We start from the raw sequence: 15,737 nt of genomic DNA, 5'->3' as shown, positions 1-15,737 counted from the left end.
TCAATCCCGTTAGTTACCGTCTTTGCGGATCAACTCTTCCACCCGCTCCAGATCCTGGGGCGTATCCACCTCGATGGAATCATGGGCCGTGAGCACCACCCGGATACGGTAGCCGAACTCCAGGGCCCGCAGCTGCTCCAGCTTCTCGAACCGTTCCCACTCCCCCTCGGGCAACCCAACAAAGGTGAGCAAAAAACCCTTGCGGTAGGCGTAAAAGCCCAGGTGTTTGTAATAAGTGGGCACCTCCGGCTCCTCGGGGTTGCGCTGAAAGGGGATGGAGGCGCGGGAAAAATAGAGGGCATTGTTGTGCCGGTCGAACACGGTCTTGACATGGTTGGGATCGGTGATCTCCTCCTCACGCACGATCTTGTAGATCAGGGTGGACATGGGCAGAGCCGGATCTTCCAGCAATGGAGTGGCCACCTGGGAAACCACCTCCGCCTCGAAGAGCGGCTGATCGCCCTGGATGTTCACCACCACGTCTTGCTCGGCGATCCCCATGATCGAGGCCGCCTCTGCCAGCCGGTCGGTGCCGGAGACATGGTCGGAGCGGGTCATCACCACCTCGCCGCCAAAGGAGCGCACGCACTGGGCGATCCGCTCGTCGTCGGTGGCCACCGCCACCCGGGAGAGCAGAGCCACAGCCTTGGCCCGTTCGTAGACGTGCTGGATCATGGGTTTGCCCGCAATCTTGGCCAGGGGCTTGCCTTCAAAGCGGTTGGAATGGTAACGGGCCGGGATGATGGCCACAACTTTGGCTTGTGCTTTATGCTGGGTATCCATTATCTTCTCTGCTGTATGTGGGCTGTCTGGCCAAGAGGCCTGCGAAAAAACCTCCTGAATATACCATGAACAGGAAATGATGCACCGGGAAAAAGCCGCGCCCGGCTTCCGACCAGCCCACAACCAGGAAATGATCGGCCATCCACCATGACCACCCGCAACCCGGAAAGCATCCTCGCCGTCAGCCAGACTGATCCCGTCCTGAAGGAGAAAGCCCACGGACTTGCCACCCAGCTGGGGTTGCCACTCTACAATCCGGCAGAAAATGCCCCTGCCCTGCTGCTGACCCTGACTCCGGAGCGACTGGAACTGCGCCAGACCACCAAGGGCGCGGAAGGACCATTGTTTGTTGATTTCCTCGGCGGGGCCATCGAGTACCGCCGCAGACAAACCACCAGTCGCAAGGAGGCCATTGCCCGGGCGGTGGGGCTCAAGGGCGGGGCAAGGCCTATGGTGCTGGATCTTACCGCGGGCTTAGGCCTGGACAGCTTCATCCTGGCCAGCCTGGGCTGCACGGTACGGATGGTGGAGCGCTCGCCGGTGGTGGCGGCCCTCCTGGCGGACGGCATTGAGCGGGCAAGGCTGGAACCGGCGCTGGCCGAAATCATGGCCCGCCTTAGCCTTATGGCGGGGGAGAGCCTGGAGATCCTCCGCACCTGGCAAGGCGAGCGGCCCGAGGTGATCTGCATCGACCCCATGTACCCGCACCGCAGCAAGAGCGCCCTGGTCAAGAAGGAGATGCGGCTTATCCGGTTGCTGGTCGGCGATGACTCGGACAGCGACCAATTACTGGCCGCCGCCCTTGCCATCGCCATCCGTCGGGTTGTGGTAAAACGGCCGCGCCTGGCTCCTGCCCTGCGCGGGCCGGAACCGAATTTCACCATCAGCGGCAAGAACAGCCGCTTTGATGTGTATCTGGTCTGACCCGCACAGTAGCGCACAACGCAGCGGTGTGCGGGCCTGCCAAAAAATAACCGGCAAGTCAGCGAGTTGGCCTGCTCGTGCCAAGCGATCCCACCGGGCACCTTCTTAAAAGCCGAACACCCCTTTGAGTTTATCCAGCCCCTGACCGACACCGTCCAGAGCGCCACTGCCATCGGGCTGATTGGCCTTTTCCCCACGAGGCTGATTTCCCATGGCCTCCATCCCCAGCATGGCGTTGGCCACCGACTTCAGCCTTACCTTGACCGCCCATTGCGGCTCCCAGACCAGCTTCGGGTTGGTCGGTTTAGGCGGGTAGGCCAGGTTCAACTCCGAGCCGTAACCGATCATGCGCACCATGGCGCCATTGCCGAAGATCCCCTTGGGCACCGTGCAGGTCCGGGCATCCGGGGAGAGCAAGGCCCTTTCCTTCAGCCAGCGATCCACCGCAGCGTTGGTCTGGTAATCCACCAAACCGGTCCCGTTCTCCGGCACCTCGCTGGAGGACCAGAACACCATTTCGTTGTCGCTGCGGGCTCCCATGGCCGAGATGAAATAGGCTCGGGCCGTGGGAAGCCCCTTCCACTCCAGCTGGGTCGCCCCATCCTTATTGCGCTGAGTGAGTTCCAGGGGCGGCATTATATCCTGGGCCTGGCCAAGGGAGAACTTGAACCCCTCCGGCACCCCTTGGCCCTTAAAGGCATGCTCCCCCACCAAGCTGGCGCCTTCGGGAACCAGGCGCGTATCCTGCTCGTTGGGCCAGGAGGGGCGCCCGTCGGCCAGATGGGCGCCGCGCTGGGTCGCCCGGCGGCCGACGAAAAATTTCTGGTAATCCGCCGGACTGGCCTTACTCATATCCAGCACCTGGGGCTGACCCGGACGCACCGTATCGCCGCAGCCCCAGTAGAGGTAAATCTTGCCCTTGGGCGGCTCGAACTCTTCCCGGATCACCTCGTCCTCCGTTGAGGGCACCGCCTTCTGGGTCTTGGGCGAAACCAGCTTGAGCTCCGGGGCCAGTTTGCTGCCTGCGGGCACGGACTGGGTCGCCTCGACCAGGCTCGGATTATTGCGGGTGGAGAGGGTGACATCGAGCCAGGAACCGGTACTGCCCGTCATGGTGTCACCGAAATTGTTCCGGCCACCGCCCCCCATGGCCGCGCCCAGCATGGCCATGGGATTCATGGTGCCGCCCATTCCCCCCATCCCGAGGCCGGAATAGGTTGCCACATCAAGCCAGGCCTGCGCCACCGGCGGCTTGCTTTTGCCCGCCTGGGCATAGGCCAACCCTCCGCCGGCCAGGATAACCAATCCGACCACAACCAATCTTGTTTGCGTTTTCATTTTCCCTCCTCATGGTAGTAAAAACAGCATTACCTAGCCAATCATTCCCCCAAATCAGTCTGGCACATTGTCATCTCTGAGCCAACCCAAAAGAAGAAGGCAAAATCGCGTGTTCCTGCGGCTGGCGCCTATCTCTCCCCTCAGCGCAGCATCTCCGGGGCCAAAAGCATAACCAACCCAAGCCCTATCAGGACAATGCCGCCCACCAACTTGCCGTACCGGGCATAGCCACTGGCCATGGTTGCCCGCAGGGTAAAGGCGGCGAGGCTGAAAATCAAAAGGTCGTCCAGCATGAAGAAAAAATCATAGAGCAGGATATAGCCGTAATACTGGGGCACAGAGAGCTGTCGCAGGGAGAGGGTATGGGTGAAAATGGCGGGCAGACCGGCGGAGCAGGCGAACTCGATGGCGTTCACCGTGAAGGCCAGGGCGACAATCCCCAGGAAAGAAGCAAGGGAAAGCGGCGCCGCCACCAACCGCTCCATCCTGCCCATGGTCCGTTTCTTGAGGCCGGGACTGCCGACCGCGCAGACCGGGGCCCCACGGGTCAGGACAAAGGCGCGCAGGTCCATCACGCCGATGACCAGGGCGCCCGCACCGATGGCCAAGGTAAGCGGCCGCAGGTAACCGAGCAGGAGAAAGGCATTGAGCCAGGCGGTCATGAACAGGAAATAGAGTACGCCCGAGGCCAGGACAAAGGAGCCCACCAGCAGCCAAATCTTGCGCCGGTCCCGGAGGGAAACCAGCAGGGAAAGGAGATAGACCAGGGCCCACATGGCGCAGGGGTTGAAGCCGTCCGCCAGACCGAGGAGGACGGCCAGGGCAGGCAGGGAGAAATCGGCAGGCCGGATTTCCCCGAAGAGCGGCAGCGAGACGCTCTCCGGTCGCCAGACCTCCGGCCCCCCCGGCGGTGCGCCATTGCTCCCCGATGCCGACACTGCCGCAACCGGCGTTTGACCGGCCTGCGCCAAGCCTTGAGCTTGAACCGCCAAGACGATCTGGCAGCAAAAGAAAAAAAACAGTAAAAACCGTGACGCACCCCCCATGACAATTCCTCCGGTTGCATAATTCGATTCCCCAGTATATCGCATCGGGAATCTTTGCTGGGGAAGAAAGTGGCAAGATTGCTCTTGACGATGGAGCCAGAAAGGGATAAATTGTACCAAACGGTCAGTTTATTTTAATCGAGAGAGCGCCGCAATGTCCACAACCAGCAAGGGCGAGAAAACCCGCGACCATATCCTGAAGGCGACCCGAAAGATACTGGTGGCACAGGGCTTCCACAACACCAGCATCAGCGCGGTTATCGAGGCCACCGGGGTCAAGAAAGGCAACCTGTACTACCACTTCGCCAGCAAGGAGGAACTCGGGCTCGCGGTGCTTGAGGATGCCAAAGACGAATTCTTTTCTTTTCTGGCCAAGGCCCTTGCCGGCCGAAACCCCGTTGAAAAAGTCATCAACTCCTGCAAGGCGATCTGTGCGGAACAGGAAAAAAACAACTTTGTCGGGGGCTGCCTGTTCGGCAACACTGCTTTGGAGATGGCCGACAGCAACGAAAAATTCTCCGTGGTTATCCAGGAGGTTTTCAGTCGCTGGACCGGGCTGCTGGCAGCACATCTCGCCAAGGCCAAGGCAGCTGGGCTGCTGCCTGCTGCCACCGAGCCCCAGCTCCTGGCCAAAACTGTGGTGGCGACCCTGGAAGGCGGGATCATGATGTCCAGGGTCAGCAAAGACAAAGACGACCTGAACGATTTTCTTGCCGCCATCACCGGCTTGCTGGGGCGGTAATTTTCTTCCGAAAAAACAATAACGGAGAGGGCGCACGGGTTTCCCTCCCCACACAAGACCACAGGAGGTCTGGCATGAAATACACACATCTCGTCTTGGTTCTTCTGGCAGTACTTCTCCTCTCCCTCCAGGGTTGCGCCGGGAAGTCTTCCCAGCAGGCACGCTTCCAAAACCTGGGCAACGGCATCTGCCAGGACACGGTCTCGGGCCGGATGTGGCAGATCGAAAAAAGCAAGATGACCACCAGCCTGAAGGATGCGGAACAGTACGTCCACGCTCTGAACCTGGGCGGTTACAGCGACTGGCGGCTGCCCAGCGTCGATGAACTCTACGACCTCAACTACCTCTTTGATCTGTTCCAGAATGGCGATTGCGCCCTGGATCGCAAGGGGAACTACTGGTCCGGCGAGAAAGACGGCCAGGGCAAGGCCGGAGCCTGGGAGATTTCCGACCAGTGCGATCCGGTGCGCCAGTACGCGCCGGGTAGCAGAGGGTATGTCCGGGCGGTGCGGCCATAAAAAGGTAAAAAACGTAAATTCTTTGGCTCCCTGAACGACGAAGATTGACAACTCACTTAATATTATTGTAGAAATCTGAACGTGTAGCAACCTCTCACACAATCAGGTTCAGCCATGAGTTTCTACAAGACCAGTTCGAAAAACAGACGCGACAGGATTCTCCACACCGCCCTGAAGCTTTTCCACAGCAAGGGCTATTTCAAGACCTCTGTCCATGATATACGGGAGCAGGCTGATGTCAGTATCGGGTTGGTCTATCGCTACTTCAAGAACAAAGAAGAAATAGCGCAAACGCTCTTTCAGGAAATCTCGGAAGATATTCTGGGAAATGTAGAGCAAATCATTAGCCAGCACGCCAACACGCATGACCGTTGTCGCGCAATCATGGCTTATTATTTCCAGCTCACCGAAGATTTCCCAGAACTTGTTGATTTCATCCTCTTTGCAAGACACAAAGAAATCATGCCCTCGGCTGTATCCTTTTGTGCCGGAAAAACACTGACACTGATCCGTGAGACCATTCAGGAAGGCATCAAAATCGGAGAGATCAGACCCCTCGCTCTGGTGGTTGCCGGACCGAGTCTATTTGGCGGCATGACACGACTCATTCAACTCCGACTGATAGGCATGGTGCAAGAACCGCTCCCCAGCCTGCTTGATGAAATGTGGGAATCAGCTTGGCGCGCAGTAAAGCCGTAAACATTTTTTTCACCCCCATCAGGAATGAATATTCATTTTGCCCTTGAAATCTTTCACGCCGCGTGTAATAACAAACTGCGATGATTCATAAGAAGCCGTACATCCCCCTTTTTTTTGCGTGTTATTATGTGCCCGTTCACAGTTAGTTGGCCAGAGGAGCATGAGGTGTTTTGAGCAGTAAGCATCACCTGTCGTCTGGCTTGTCTCGAACGCAACACAGGAGATAAAAAGATGAAAGAAAAGATCGCAGTCATTGTTCTGATGGTGGCATCTCTGGCATTATTGTCTCATGCTCATGTTTTTGCCAAAGACGAGGGCGGAGAGACGGTCTACCGGTTTGATCCGGCGACCCAGACCAGTCGTGCCATGGAGTTTAAAAACACCTTTGCTGGGCATAAACTGTTTAAGAGCAATTGCAAGAGTTGCCATTACAGAGGGAACGACAAAGGCGCCCGGTACATGAATGAGGATTCACGGACCATGCGTGGCTGGAACACCGTATTTTTCAGGAAAAACGTGCGCTGCGCCAAGGACGGCGCCTGGGCCAAGCTTTCCGCCGAAGAATTGACAAATTTAAATGATTACCTGTACAGCGTGGCCTATGACACCTGGGATCCCAGATCCAACAGAAGCTGCGGCTGATAAGCCTTGGCTGCTCCCGGTCCGGGGGCGATAACAATCAGATTCTGGTGAAGTTCCAGCTCAACGGATGGCCGTCTTTGTAAGGAAGATGGCCATGGAAGATGCGGGGGGCGGAGTCAAAAACCAGAGGCAAAAAATAGCGGTCTCCTTCCCACATCCATCGGCAGGAGATTCAGTTGGTCAACGGGGTGCCAGGCGAGCACCCCCTTCTTCATTTTCAGAAAAGGATGTGCCGCGAAAATCGGTCGATCCGGAAGACATTACCAGTTTGACGGGGTTTCTCTGGGCTATGCCTATAACAATCTGGGAGGACTGACTGATGCCCCCGGTCGAATCCGCCAACTCCGGCTGATAAGCATGGTCCAGGAGCCGCTCCCCCTCCTGCTTAACAAAATCAGGGAATCAGCTTGGCGCGCACGAAAGGCATAAACATTTTTTTCACCCCAAAAAAGAATGAATGTTCATTTTGCTCTTGAAATCTTTCACCGCCCGTGTAATAACAAATTGCAATAATTCGCAAGAAGCCAGGGGCCAGCAGAAAACCCCTAAAAAGGGATGTCAGAATAAAACAAAGAAATGAACATTCATTTCTTTGTCGAATGGTTTCATTGTCTATTGGCGCGGGATCACCACCACAATCAACACAAAAGGAGAAGGAAGATGGTTAAAAAAATTTCAACCCTTGCCATGGCGGCAATTTTCGCCATCCCAGTTACCGCAAGCGCTGGGGCTGGCGGCCTAAGCAACGCCGAGCTTGACGCCAAAATCGAGCAACTAACCCGTGAATTTCAAAAACAGATATCAGACCTTCGCGCTCAGGTGGGAGAACAAAAAGCGACTATAACCACATTCGAAGAAAAATCCGACAAATGGGACCTGGCTTCACGCTTTCAGTGGTCCGGCGATATGCGGAACCGGGTGGATTTTCACAAGGCAGATACTGTAGATTTTTATAGCGCCAACAATGTGGCAACAGGGATTTATGATTTTGTTGATATAGCTGGGACTCATGGTTTTCTTAGTACTAACGGGCCTGGCGGTACAGTGCCTCTGGCCAACTTTCTTTTAAGCCAAGCTTCGCTTGTTGGTAATCCTGCAACTGTAACGCCCGGGGACGGCACCTTGTTGGGCAATCTTACTCCTGTTTTGGCTCTTGGCCCAGTGGGCTTCGTCACAGCTGCCACGGGTGCAGGTCTCACCACCAGGCAGGCGACCGATCTTTTTGCCCTGTTCTCCAACCCCAATGCTGGTGCCCTGGTTGGGCAATATGGTGCAGGCGGGATGACGGTTGGTCAACTGCTACAGGCAATGAGCTCCCCGCAAAGTCTTGCCGGCATCATGAAGGGTTTAAGCGCTGCCGACCGCAAAAGCATCTTCGCCGCCATGTATGGGGCGAACGGCGCTGGTTATCTCCCGACCCCTGCCACCACCTATGAAAACGACACCCTGTACACCACCCGGATGCGTTTGAACCTGCGGGCCAAGGCCACCGAGGATGTCGAGGTCAAGGCTCGGATCGTGGGCTACAAAGCCTGGGGCAGCCAGGACTCCCCCACCCCGGAAACGGATTCCAACGGTATCCATGATACCGACAGCCCCTACTTCCTGAACTCCCGTTCCTTTGACGGCACGGCAGGCCGTCAGCCCGGCGACAACAAGCTGATCCTTGACCGGGCCTTCATGAACTGGAACAACATCGGCGGCTCGCCGATATGGTTCTCTGCCGGTCGTCGGCCCACCACCGACGGTCCTCCTGCCCATCTGCGCATGGGTCAGGACGAGCGGATGGCCACCCCGGTTGCCTACATGGATTACCCGTTTGACGGGGTTTCCCTGGGCTATGCCTACAACAATTTGGGCAGTCTGACCGATGCCCCTGGCCGGATCCGCTTCTGCTATGGCCGTGGTTTCGAGGCTGGCCCACAGGAAAAGAATACCGGGCTCAGCGATGTGGACTTTGCCGGGGTGAGCTGGGATGTCTACAGCAAGGGCAGCCGCTTCTTCAACATCCAGTCCTTCGGTGCCTTCAACATCTTCAACGTGCCTGGCGACACCTACTTCCCCAACCCGCTTGAGAAGGCTCAGGCAGTCAGGGGTATCGCGGACGGTTCCCTCACGTACGACCCGACCACCGGTCATTATCTGGACTCCGTTTCTCGCTCTACTGTCTTGACCAACACCATGCTCGACCGGATGAACATGGGTAATATCTTCCAGACCGCCGCAGTGTACATGGATAAATTCCAGAACCTGAACTACTTTGGTACCGTTGGCTGGAGTCATACGGTTGCCAAGGCCACGGACGAGATGGGTATCACCCTGCTGGGCGATTTCTGGGCTGAACCAGAAAATAAAGACGGGTACAGCGTCCTTGTTGGCGGCAGGTATGATATTCCTGACACCGGCCTCAAGATCGGCCTTGAGTACAACTACGGCTCCAAGAACTGGTTGGCCTTTGCTCCAGGACACGATGATATGTATTCCAGCAAGGTGGCGACCCGTGGTAATGTCTATGAAGTTTACGGCATCTACGACCTCCCTGCCGGCGAGGCCATCTCCAAGTACGGCAAGGCCTTTATCCGCTTGGGCTACCAGCATTATGACTACAACTACACCTACAGCGCCATGTGGCTCGGAACCCCGAACAGGGTCGAAGATATCAAGAACGACCCGCTCATGGCCCAGTTCTATCCCACCATCGATTCAATGGATCAGGTATACCTGACCTTTGAGGCGAGCTTCTAAAAAGAAACCGCTTGGGATTATCCTCTATCCCAAGCGGTTTCTTTGACTTTCAATCTCTTTTAGCGAGAGCTCCCCGATCAGAAAAATCTCGAGCCATCCCACACAAAGTGCTCCGGCTGATCGGTTACTCTACCCGCCCTCTCAGGCTCCAACCCTGAGAGGGCGGTTTTTTTTCTATCACACGAAAAACCTTTCCCCTGCTCAGGAAAGGGCGGCAATCGCCTTTTCCACCGCAGCACCGATCTGCCCTAGCCGCTCTGCAGAAAGCGCTTTGACCGGCACCGGATACACCAGCAGTCGATCCATAATCGCTGCCGATTTCGGCAGGGCTTGGGCATCGTACACCACCCGTTTTTTGCCGCCCGGCTCCACAAAAGGCCAGCCTGACTTGGCAAGGGTGGCGCCAGCCAGCAGATGCTCCCACTTGGGGTAGTAATGCCAGGTGTTTTCGGCAAAACAGATGGCCCCGGCCCCGTTTTCCGCCAGGGCCTTTTTCACCTTCTGGGCCTTGTCCTTGTCCGGCAGGAAAAAGGCGAGGAAGGAGGCGTTATCGCCCTTCTCGTCGAGTATGGTGCGGAAGGTCACCCCGGGCAGCTTGGCAACCAGGGCTTTCATCCCCTTTTTGTTCTCCTGCTGGGCCGCGACGATACCGTCGAGCTTGGCCAGCTGGGCCAGGCCGATGGCGCCCTGCAGCTCCATCATCCGGTAATTAGAGCCGATGAAGCTGCGGCCCTCGCCGCCCCTGCCGCCGGGGTTGACCGCATGGTCATGGCCGTGGTCGTGGTACTCGCTCATGTCCCGCCAGAGTTTTTCATCGTTGGTGACGATCATCCCGCCCTCGCCGGTGGTCATGGTCTTGACCGGGTCAAAGGAGAAGGTGCCGCAGGCGCCAAAGGAGCCAAGGCGTTTGCCGTTCAGGCTGGCCCCGGCAGCCTGGGCCGTGTCTTCGAGGACCGGAATTCCATGCCGGTCAGCAATACCCTTGATCTCCTCAATCCGGGCCGCAGCACCCATCATGTGCACCGGGATAATCAGCTTGGTTTTGGCGGTGATCTTCTTTTCCAGATCAGCCGGGTCCAGGTTCAGGGTTTCGTCCACCTCGGCAAAAACCGGGATGGCCCCGATCTCAAGGATCGCCTCCCAGGTGGCGACAAAGGTAAAGCACTGGGTGATGACCTCGTCTCCGGGGCCTATACCCAGAGCGGCCATGCCCACCTTAAGCGCTGCGGTGCCGGAGGTAACGGCCTGGCCGTGTTTCACCCCGCAATAGGCGGCAAACTTCTCCTCAAAGGTACGGACCTTGTATATCCCCTTGCGCTGCTCGGGAAACTCGTAGCGGAACAGCACTCCGGTCTCCAGCACCTCCAGAATCTCTTTTTTCTCTTCTTCGCCAAATATCTCAAAACCGGGCATGATTCACTCCTTGTCTGCGGCTCTTCTCGCGGCTGAAGCCGCTCCTACCGTTTTTTTATCTTGCACCGTGAACCTTCCCTTCTCAGCCCCACCCTTCCATGGCCGTTTCATAGACCCGGATCACATCCTCCAGGCTGGGCTTGCGCGGGTTGTTCTCCACCGGCCGGGTCACGGTGAGGGCGATCTTGGCCATCTCGGGGATCTTCTTGGCCGGAATCTTCAACTCGGCCAGACTTGCGGGGATACCGAGATCCTGATTCATCCGGTAGACAAATTCCACCCCGGCCTCAGCCGCCTCACGCTCGGGCAGACCATCTACCTTGGCGCCCATGACCTCTGCCAGCATGGCAAATCTGGCTGGGTTGCCGATGAGGTTGTAGGCCATCACATAGGGGAGCAGCACTGCGTTGGCCAAGCCGTGCGGGATGCCGAACATGCCGCCCAGGGGATAGGCCATGGCATGCACCAGGCCGACCCCTGCCGTGGCCAGGGCCTTGCCGGCCAGGAGACTGCCGAGGAGCATGTTGGATCGGGCCTCCAGATTGCCGCCGTGGGCATAGGCCTTGACCAAGTTGGAACTGATCAGGTCAATGGCCTCCAAGGCATACATGTCGGAGATGGCGTGGGCCTGGGTGGAGACAAAGGCCTCCAGGGCATGGGTCAGGGCATCCACCCCGGTGGTCGCCGTAATATGCGGGGGCAAGGAAACGGTGAGGGCCGGATCGAGAATGGCGGCCTCCGGGTACAGGGGATCGCCGTTCATCCCGCCCTTGGACTTGGTCTTTTCATTGATGAACACCGCGGTAAAAGTAACCTCAGCTCCGGTCCCGGCGCTGGTGGGGATCATGATCTTCGGGACCCCGGGCTTCTTGATCTTGCCCAAGCCCAGGTAATCCTCGGCCTTGCCGCCGTTGGTGAGGAGGATGCTCACCGCCTTGGCCACATCCATGGCGGAACCGCCGCCCGCGCCGACCACACAGTCGCATTTTGCTTTTTTGGCCAGTTTGGCGCCGTTGTCGGCCAATTTCAGCCCCGGCTCGGGATCAACCTTATCGTAGAGCTCAAAGGCGATCTTGGCCTTGGCAAGAGGGGCGGTGATCCGCTCCACCAGCCCGGCTTTGATAAGGCCCGGATCGACCACCAGAAAAACCTTGCTGCCGCCAAGCTCTTTTACCAGGGCGGGAAGGTCGTTGATCGCGTCCACCCCGAAACGGATGCGGGTGGGCTGGGTGACGGTAAAGGATTGGGAATGCATGATGGTCCCCTTTTTTGTTTAAAAAACTTGCGGGCAATGATACTGTCCCAGAATAAATGTTAAATGAAAATAAGTGCAAATACTACTGTAGCGGGAAGTTGAATGGCAACTAAAAAATCGAGTAGCAGAGATACCGACCAGCAAGAAATCTATGTGAGCCGCTCGGAAAAGAAACGGCAGGCCAAGAATATCGAGGAGATCGCCAAGGAACTGGTTGCTCTCTCCCCGGCCCTCATCAAAAAACTGCCCGCCGATGATGTGCTAAAAACAGAGCTGCACAGCTCCCGCGACCTGAAAGGCGGCGCACTCAAACGGCAGGTCAAATTCATCGCCAGCATGCTGCGGGAAAACGGGGCCGATGCGGTCTTGGCCTTCCTGACGGAACGCAAGGGTTCCCACCTGAAACAGGCCGGGGAATTCCACGAACTGGAGCGGTTGCGGGAAGACATTATCACCGAAGTGATCGAAGCGCGGGAGGAAGCCCAGCGCAATCAGGAACACCTCACGGAAAGCTGGCAGTCCGAGACCATTGCCGTGGCCTGCCGCAGGTTCCCAGCCCTGGATCCCAATAGCCTGAAAAAATCGGCCCTGCGCTATGCCGCCACCCGCAAGCCGGTGCATCGCCGAGAGATGTTCCGGCAATTGCACGCCGCCATGGAGCGTCAGCAATTCAGCGAAACCGTCCCTCCCTCCAGCGAGGCGTAGGACATCATGGAATACCGCACCGGCTCGATCAAACGGGTCTTCACCGTACGTTTTGATGAAGGGGACGATTTTCTCGATGGCCTGCGTCAGCTCATCATCACAGAGAATATCCGCTGCGGCTGGTTCCATGTTCTGGGCGGTCTGCGGGAGGCAGGGGTAGTCACCGGCCCCAAGGAACCTGTCATGCCGCCGGAGCCGGTCTGGGCGCAGATAGACGGCGCCCGGGAAACCCTGGGCAGCGGCTCCATCTTCTGGGATGCAACAGAGCCGCGCATCCATCTCCATGCCGCCCTGGGCCACCACGGCGAAACCCTCACCGCCTGCGTGCGCAAGGGCACCAAGGTCTATCTCGTCCTTGAGGTGCTCATCCTTGAGCTGGACGGCATTGATGCCACCCGCCCCTGGTTTGCCCAGGGAGGATTCAATCGCCTCACCTTTGACGCCTGACCTATCCCTGATTTTCCATTTGACTTTTCCCCCGGCTTTCCCGCATCATGAAAACAGTTCCCTGCAAAAATCACGATGATGTCTGGCACAGCGCCCATCCGCAATACACAGCAAGGGAGGAAAGACCATGGCAACCAAAGAGAAGGCAAAAAAGGCACCCGCTGCCAAAAAATCACGGCCAAGCGCAGCAGCCATCGAATTCACGGTGATGGCGCCCGAAGCCCGGGAGGTTTTCCTGGTGGGGGATTTCAATGGCTGGCAGGCGGAAGGGTTCCAGATGCGCAAGTTCAAGGACGGTATCTGCCGGAAAAAAGTGCAGCTCAGGCCCGGGCGCTACGAATACCTTTTTCTCGTTGACGGCGATTGGCGGACAGACCCCCAGAATGACGCCCGCTGCACCAATCCCTTTGGCAGGGAAAACTCAATCATCCAGATCAACAGCTAAAACACCGTTTACAAAAAAAGGCCCGTGAACACAAGGTGCTCACGGGCCTTTACTCTTCTTGCACAATCACTCCGGCTCAGGCAGCGGGCGTCACCTTTACCAGTTCATCCCCAGGCTGCACGGCGTCACTCACCTTGGCGACAATCTTGGCGACCACCCCATCCACCTCGCTGTTCACCGGGGTTTGCATCTTCATGGCCTCAAGGACCACCAGCTTCTCCCCGGCCTTCACCTGTTGTCCTTCCTTGACGGAAATCTCGCAGATATTGGCGGTGAAAGGCGCCCGGACATCCCCGGCCTTGGCCAGATCTTCGATCTCCTTCTTGCTCAGCTTGATCGCCTTTGCCTCGCCGGCCTCGGCCACCGCGTTTTCAAAAATAAAATGGCGCTGGTGGTGATCAATATTGAGGTAGACATTGGTTTCGGCCCCGTCCGCACTCTCCTGCATGGGACCCATCTCGATGATGTGCTCCTTGCCGCTATGATCTTTAAAGGCAATAATTTCTCCCAGCTTGAAGCCGCCCCGCCGGAAAAGAATGCTCGGCGGCAACACATAGACCCTGCCGAACTTCTCCTCAAAGCGGAAGAAATTGACCGCGTCATTGGGATGCTGGAGATAGGTGACCAACTGCTGCTCGGTGGGCGCGTAGCCGAGCTTGTCGGCCAGAGCCTTGCGCTCCTTGTCGAGGTCGATATCCTCGATGGTCTCCATTCCCCCTTCCTCCTCCAGCACCTTCTTCCACTCCGGGCCAAAGGCCTTCTCGTAAATCCAGTCGGGCGGCTGATAGAATGGGAACGGGCCATACTTGCCGAGCAGCAGATTCTTCAGGTCACCGGAGCAGTTGCCGTAGCGATCGCCGCCCTGCACATTGCTCACCGCCGTGGTCCAAAGAATCTGGGAACCCGGGGTGACGCTCCAGTAATTGCCCAATTCGATCTGGACCTTGGGCAGCTCCTTGTGGAGGATCTCGGGCATCTTGTCGAGGAAGCCTCCCTTGGCCGCCTGCTCCAGGCTGCTGCCCATGGCGCCGCCGGGCAGCTTGTGGATCTGCACCGTGGGATCAAAGCCCTTGATCTGGGACTCGAAATACTCGTAGTACTTGCGCTCGGGCTGCAGCACCTCGGAGGTTTCCATGATGGCCTCCTCGTTGATGCCCACAGCGGTGCGGCCATATTCCTTCAGGGTGTGAATGACGCTCAGGATCGGCGGCGGCCCGTAATAGCCGGTGAAGGCGTGATCGGAAGCATCGACGATCTTGGCCCCGGCCATGGCGGCGGCGACAACCCGACCGATGTCGTTGCCATCGGTGTTATGACCATGATAATGAACGATCATCTCGGGGTATTTCTGGAGGACCGCGTCCACCAGATCACCGATCCGCTTGGGCGAACCCAGGCCGCCGTGGTTCTTGATGCAGAGGACGATCTCCTCCCCGGTAACATCAAGGATCTCCTGGACCTTCTTCACATAAAATTCGTTGGTATGCTCGGGGCCGGTGGAAAAACAGACACAGGGCTCAAGGATCTTGCCGGCCGCCTGCACCTCTTCAAAAACCGCCTGCATGTTGGGCACATGGTTCAAAAAGTCGAACACCCGCCAGACATCGACATACTTGGCAAATTCCTTCACCACAAAACGGATGACATTGGGGGGATAGGGGCGATAGCCGAAGAGGTTGATGCCGCGGCACAGGGTCTGAAACATGGTGGTGGGCATCTTTTCCCGCAGCAGTTCGAGCTTGAGGAAAGGGTCCACCTGCTTGCGGAGAATATCGACATGCACCGAGGCGCCGCCGGTGATCTCCAGGGAGAAATAGCCGGCCTCCTCGCGGGAGGGGGCAGCCAGCAGGTCCGTGTGCAGCAGGATCCTGTTCTTGTAATCCGACTGGGACATATCGCGGGCGGTATTCGTGATATAATACCCATCCGCTTGCCGCATAATCTTGAGTACCTGACTGATACCCATACCTTGAACAATGCGTTCCATGGCGACTCCTATCGTGCGCAGCAGTTGACCGAAAAGTGCTTTGCGCCC

At 57.5% G+C, this 15,737-nt stretch carries 15 protein-coding genes; 9 read left to right on the top strand and 6 right to left on the bottom strand.

Annotation, left to right across the window (positions count from 1 at the left end; all coding sequences use genetic code 11):
* Positions 1-9: 9 nt before the first annotated feature.
* Positions 10-783 (bottom strand): 3-deoxy-manno-octulosonate cytidylyltransferase, encoded by a 774-nt coding sequence (gene kdsB / locus ACZ46D_RS02260; RefSeq protein WP_464928420.1) that lies wholly within the window; start codon positions 781-783, stop codon positions 10-12.
* 147 nt (positions 784-930) lie between these two features.
* Between kdsB and ACZ46D_RS02255 the strand changes: the two genes are divergently transcribed.
* Positions 931-1,707 carry a class I SAM-dependent methyltransferase gene (locus ACZ46D_RS02255; protein ID WP_464928419.1) on the top strand — a complete coding sequence of 259 codons (777 nt, stop codon included), beginning with the start codon at positions 931-933 and terminating at the stop codon, positions 1,705-1,707.
* A gap of 105 nt (positions 1,708-1,812) precedes the next feature.
* On the opposite strand, the gene ACZ46D_RS02250 is transcribed toward ACZ46D_RS02255, so the two are convergent.
* Together ACZ46D_RS02250 and ACZ46D_RS02245 are read right to left on the bottom strand one after the other, a co-directional pair.
* Positions 1,813-3,045: a hypothetical protein gene (locus ACZ46D_RS02250; RefSeq protein WP_464928418.1), complete on the bottom strand. Its 1,233-nt coding sequence runs from the start codon at positions 3,043-3,045 to the stop codon at positions 1,813-1,815.
* Between the two features lie 140 nt (positions 3,046-3,185).
* Positions 3,186-4,091, bottom strand: coding sequence for a hypothetical protein (locus tag ACZ46D_RS02245; protein ID WP_464928417.1), 906 nt, complete (start codon positions 4,089-4,091; stop codon positions 3,186-3,188).
* Between the two features lie 154 nt (positions 4,092-4,245).
* Between ACZ46D_RS02245 and ACZ46D_RS02240 the strand changes: the two genes are divergently transcribed.
* The 5 genes from ACZ46D_RS02240 (at position 4,246) to ACZ46D_RS02220 (ending at position 9,437) form a co-directional block, all read left to right on the top strand.
* The gene (locus ACZ46D_RS02240) at positions 4,246-4,833 is read left to right on the top strand and encodes a TetR/AcrR family transcriptional regulator (RefSeq protein WP_464928416.1); all 588 of its coding nucleotides are present in this window, start codon (positions 4,246-4,248) and stop codon (positions 4,831-4,833) included.
* 74 nt (positions 4,834-4,907) lie between these two features.
* Positions 4,908-5,351 carry an Lcl C-terminal domain-containing protein gene (locus ACZ46D_RS02235; RefSeq protein WP_464928415.1) on the top strand — a complete coding sequence of 148 codons (444 nt, stop codon included), beginning with the start codon at positions 4,908-4,910 and terminating at the stop codon, positions 5,349-5,351.
* A 114-nt stretch (positions 5,352-5,465) separates the two neighbouring features.
* Positions 5,466-6,050: a TetR/AcrR family transcriptional regulator gene (locus ACZ46D_RS02230; protein WP_464928414.1), complete on the top strand. Its 585-nt coding sequence runs from the start codon at positions 5,466-5,468 to the stop codon at positions 6,048-6,050.
* A 231-nt stretch (positions 6,051-6,281) separates the two neighbouring features.
* Positions 6,282-6,692, top strand: a complete 411-nt coding sequence (locus tag ACZ46D_RS02225) for a hypothetical protein (RefSeq protein ID WP_464928413.1) — start codon at positions 6,282-6,284, stop codon at positions 6,690-6,692.
* A gap of 660 nt (positions 6,693-7,352) precedes the next feature.
* The gene (locus ACZ46D_RS02220) at positions 7,353-9,437 is read left to right on the top strand and encodes a DUF3373 family protein (RefSeq protein WP_464928412.1); all 2,085 of its coding nucleotides are present in this window, start codon (positions 7,353-7,355) and stop codon (positions 9,435-9,437) included.
* A gap of 201 nt (positions 9,438-9,638) precedes the next feature.
* Here the strand turns inward: ACZ46D_RS02220 and ACZ46D_RS02215 are convergent, their stop codons facing one another.
* Together ACZ46D_RS02215 and ACZ46D_RS02210 are read right to left on the bottom strand one after the other, a co-directional pair.
* Positions 9,639-10,850, bottom strand: a complete 1,212-nt coding sequence (locus tag ACZ46D_RS02215; protein ID WP_464928411.1) for a DegT/DnrJ/EryC1/StrS family aminotransferase — start codon at positions 10,848-10,850, stop codon at positions 9,639-9,641.
* Positions 10,851-10,932: 82 nt separating this feature from the next.
* Complete coding sequence (locus ACZ46D_RS02210; protein WP_464928410.1) at positions 10,933-12,105, bottom strand: iron-containing alcohol dehydrogenase; 1,173 nt, start codon at positions 12,103-12,105, stop codon at positions 10,933-10,935.
* 102 nt (positions 12,106-12,207) lie between these two features.
* Here ACZ46D_RS02210 and ACZ46D_RS02205 point away from each other — a divergent pair, with 102 nt between their 5' ends.
* The 3 genes from ACZ46D_RS02205 to ACZ46D_RS02195 all read left to right on the top strand — a co-directional run bounded on the left by ACZ46D_RS02205 (position 12,208) and on the right by ACZ46D_RS02195 (position 13,702).
* Positions 12,208-12,810 (top strand): DarP family protein, encoded by a 603-nt coding sequence (locus ACZ46D_RS02205; RefSeq protein WP_464928409.1) that lies wholly within the window; start codon positions 12,208-12,210, stop codon positions 12,808-12,810.
* A gap of 6 nt (positions 12,811-12,816) precedes the next feature.
* Complete coding sequence (locus ACZ46D_RS02200; protein WP_464928408.1) at positions 12,817-13,257, top strand: PPC domain-containing DNA-binding protein; 441 nt, start codon at positions 12,817-12,819, stop codon at positions 13,255-13,257.
* 127 nt (positions 13,258-13,384) lie between these two features.
* Entirely contained in the window at positions 13,385-13,702 is a 318-nt protein-coding gene (locus ACZ46D_RS02195; RefSeq protein WP_464928407.1) for an isoamylase early set domain-containing protein, read from the top strand.
* A 76-nt stretch (positions 13,703-13,778) separates the two neighbouring features.
* On the opposite strand, the gene ACZ46D_RS02190 is transcribed toward ACZ46D_RS02195, so the two are convergent.
* Positions 13,779-15,689: a biotin/lipoyl-containing protein gene (locus tag ACZ46D_RS02190; RefSeq protein WP_464928406.1), complete on the bottom strand. Its 1,911-nt coding sequence runs from the start codon at positions 15,687-15,689 to the stop codon at positions 13,779-13,781.
* Between the last annotated feature and the right edge of the window lie 48 nt (positions 15,690-15,737).

It is taken from the genome of Thiovibrio sp. Mzg5 (assembly GCF_055379285.1).
The sequence above is the reverse complement of the archived record's forward strand: the minus strand, read 5'-3'. Positions and strand labels throughout refer to the sequence as shown.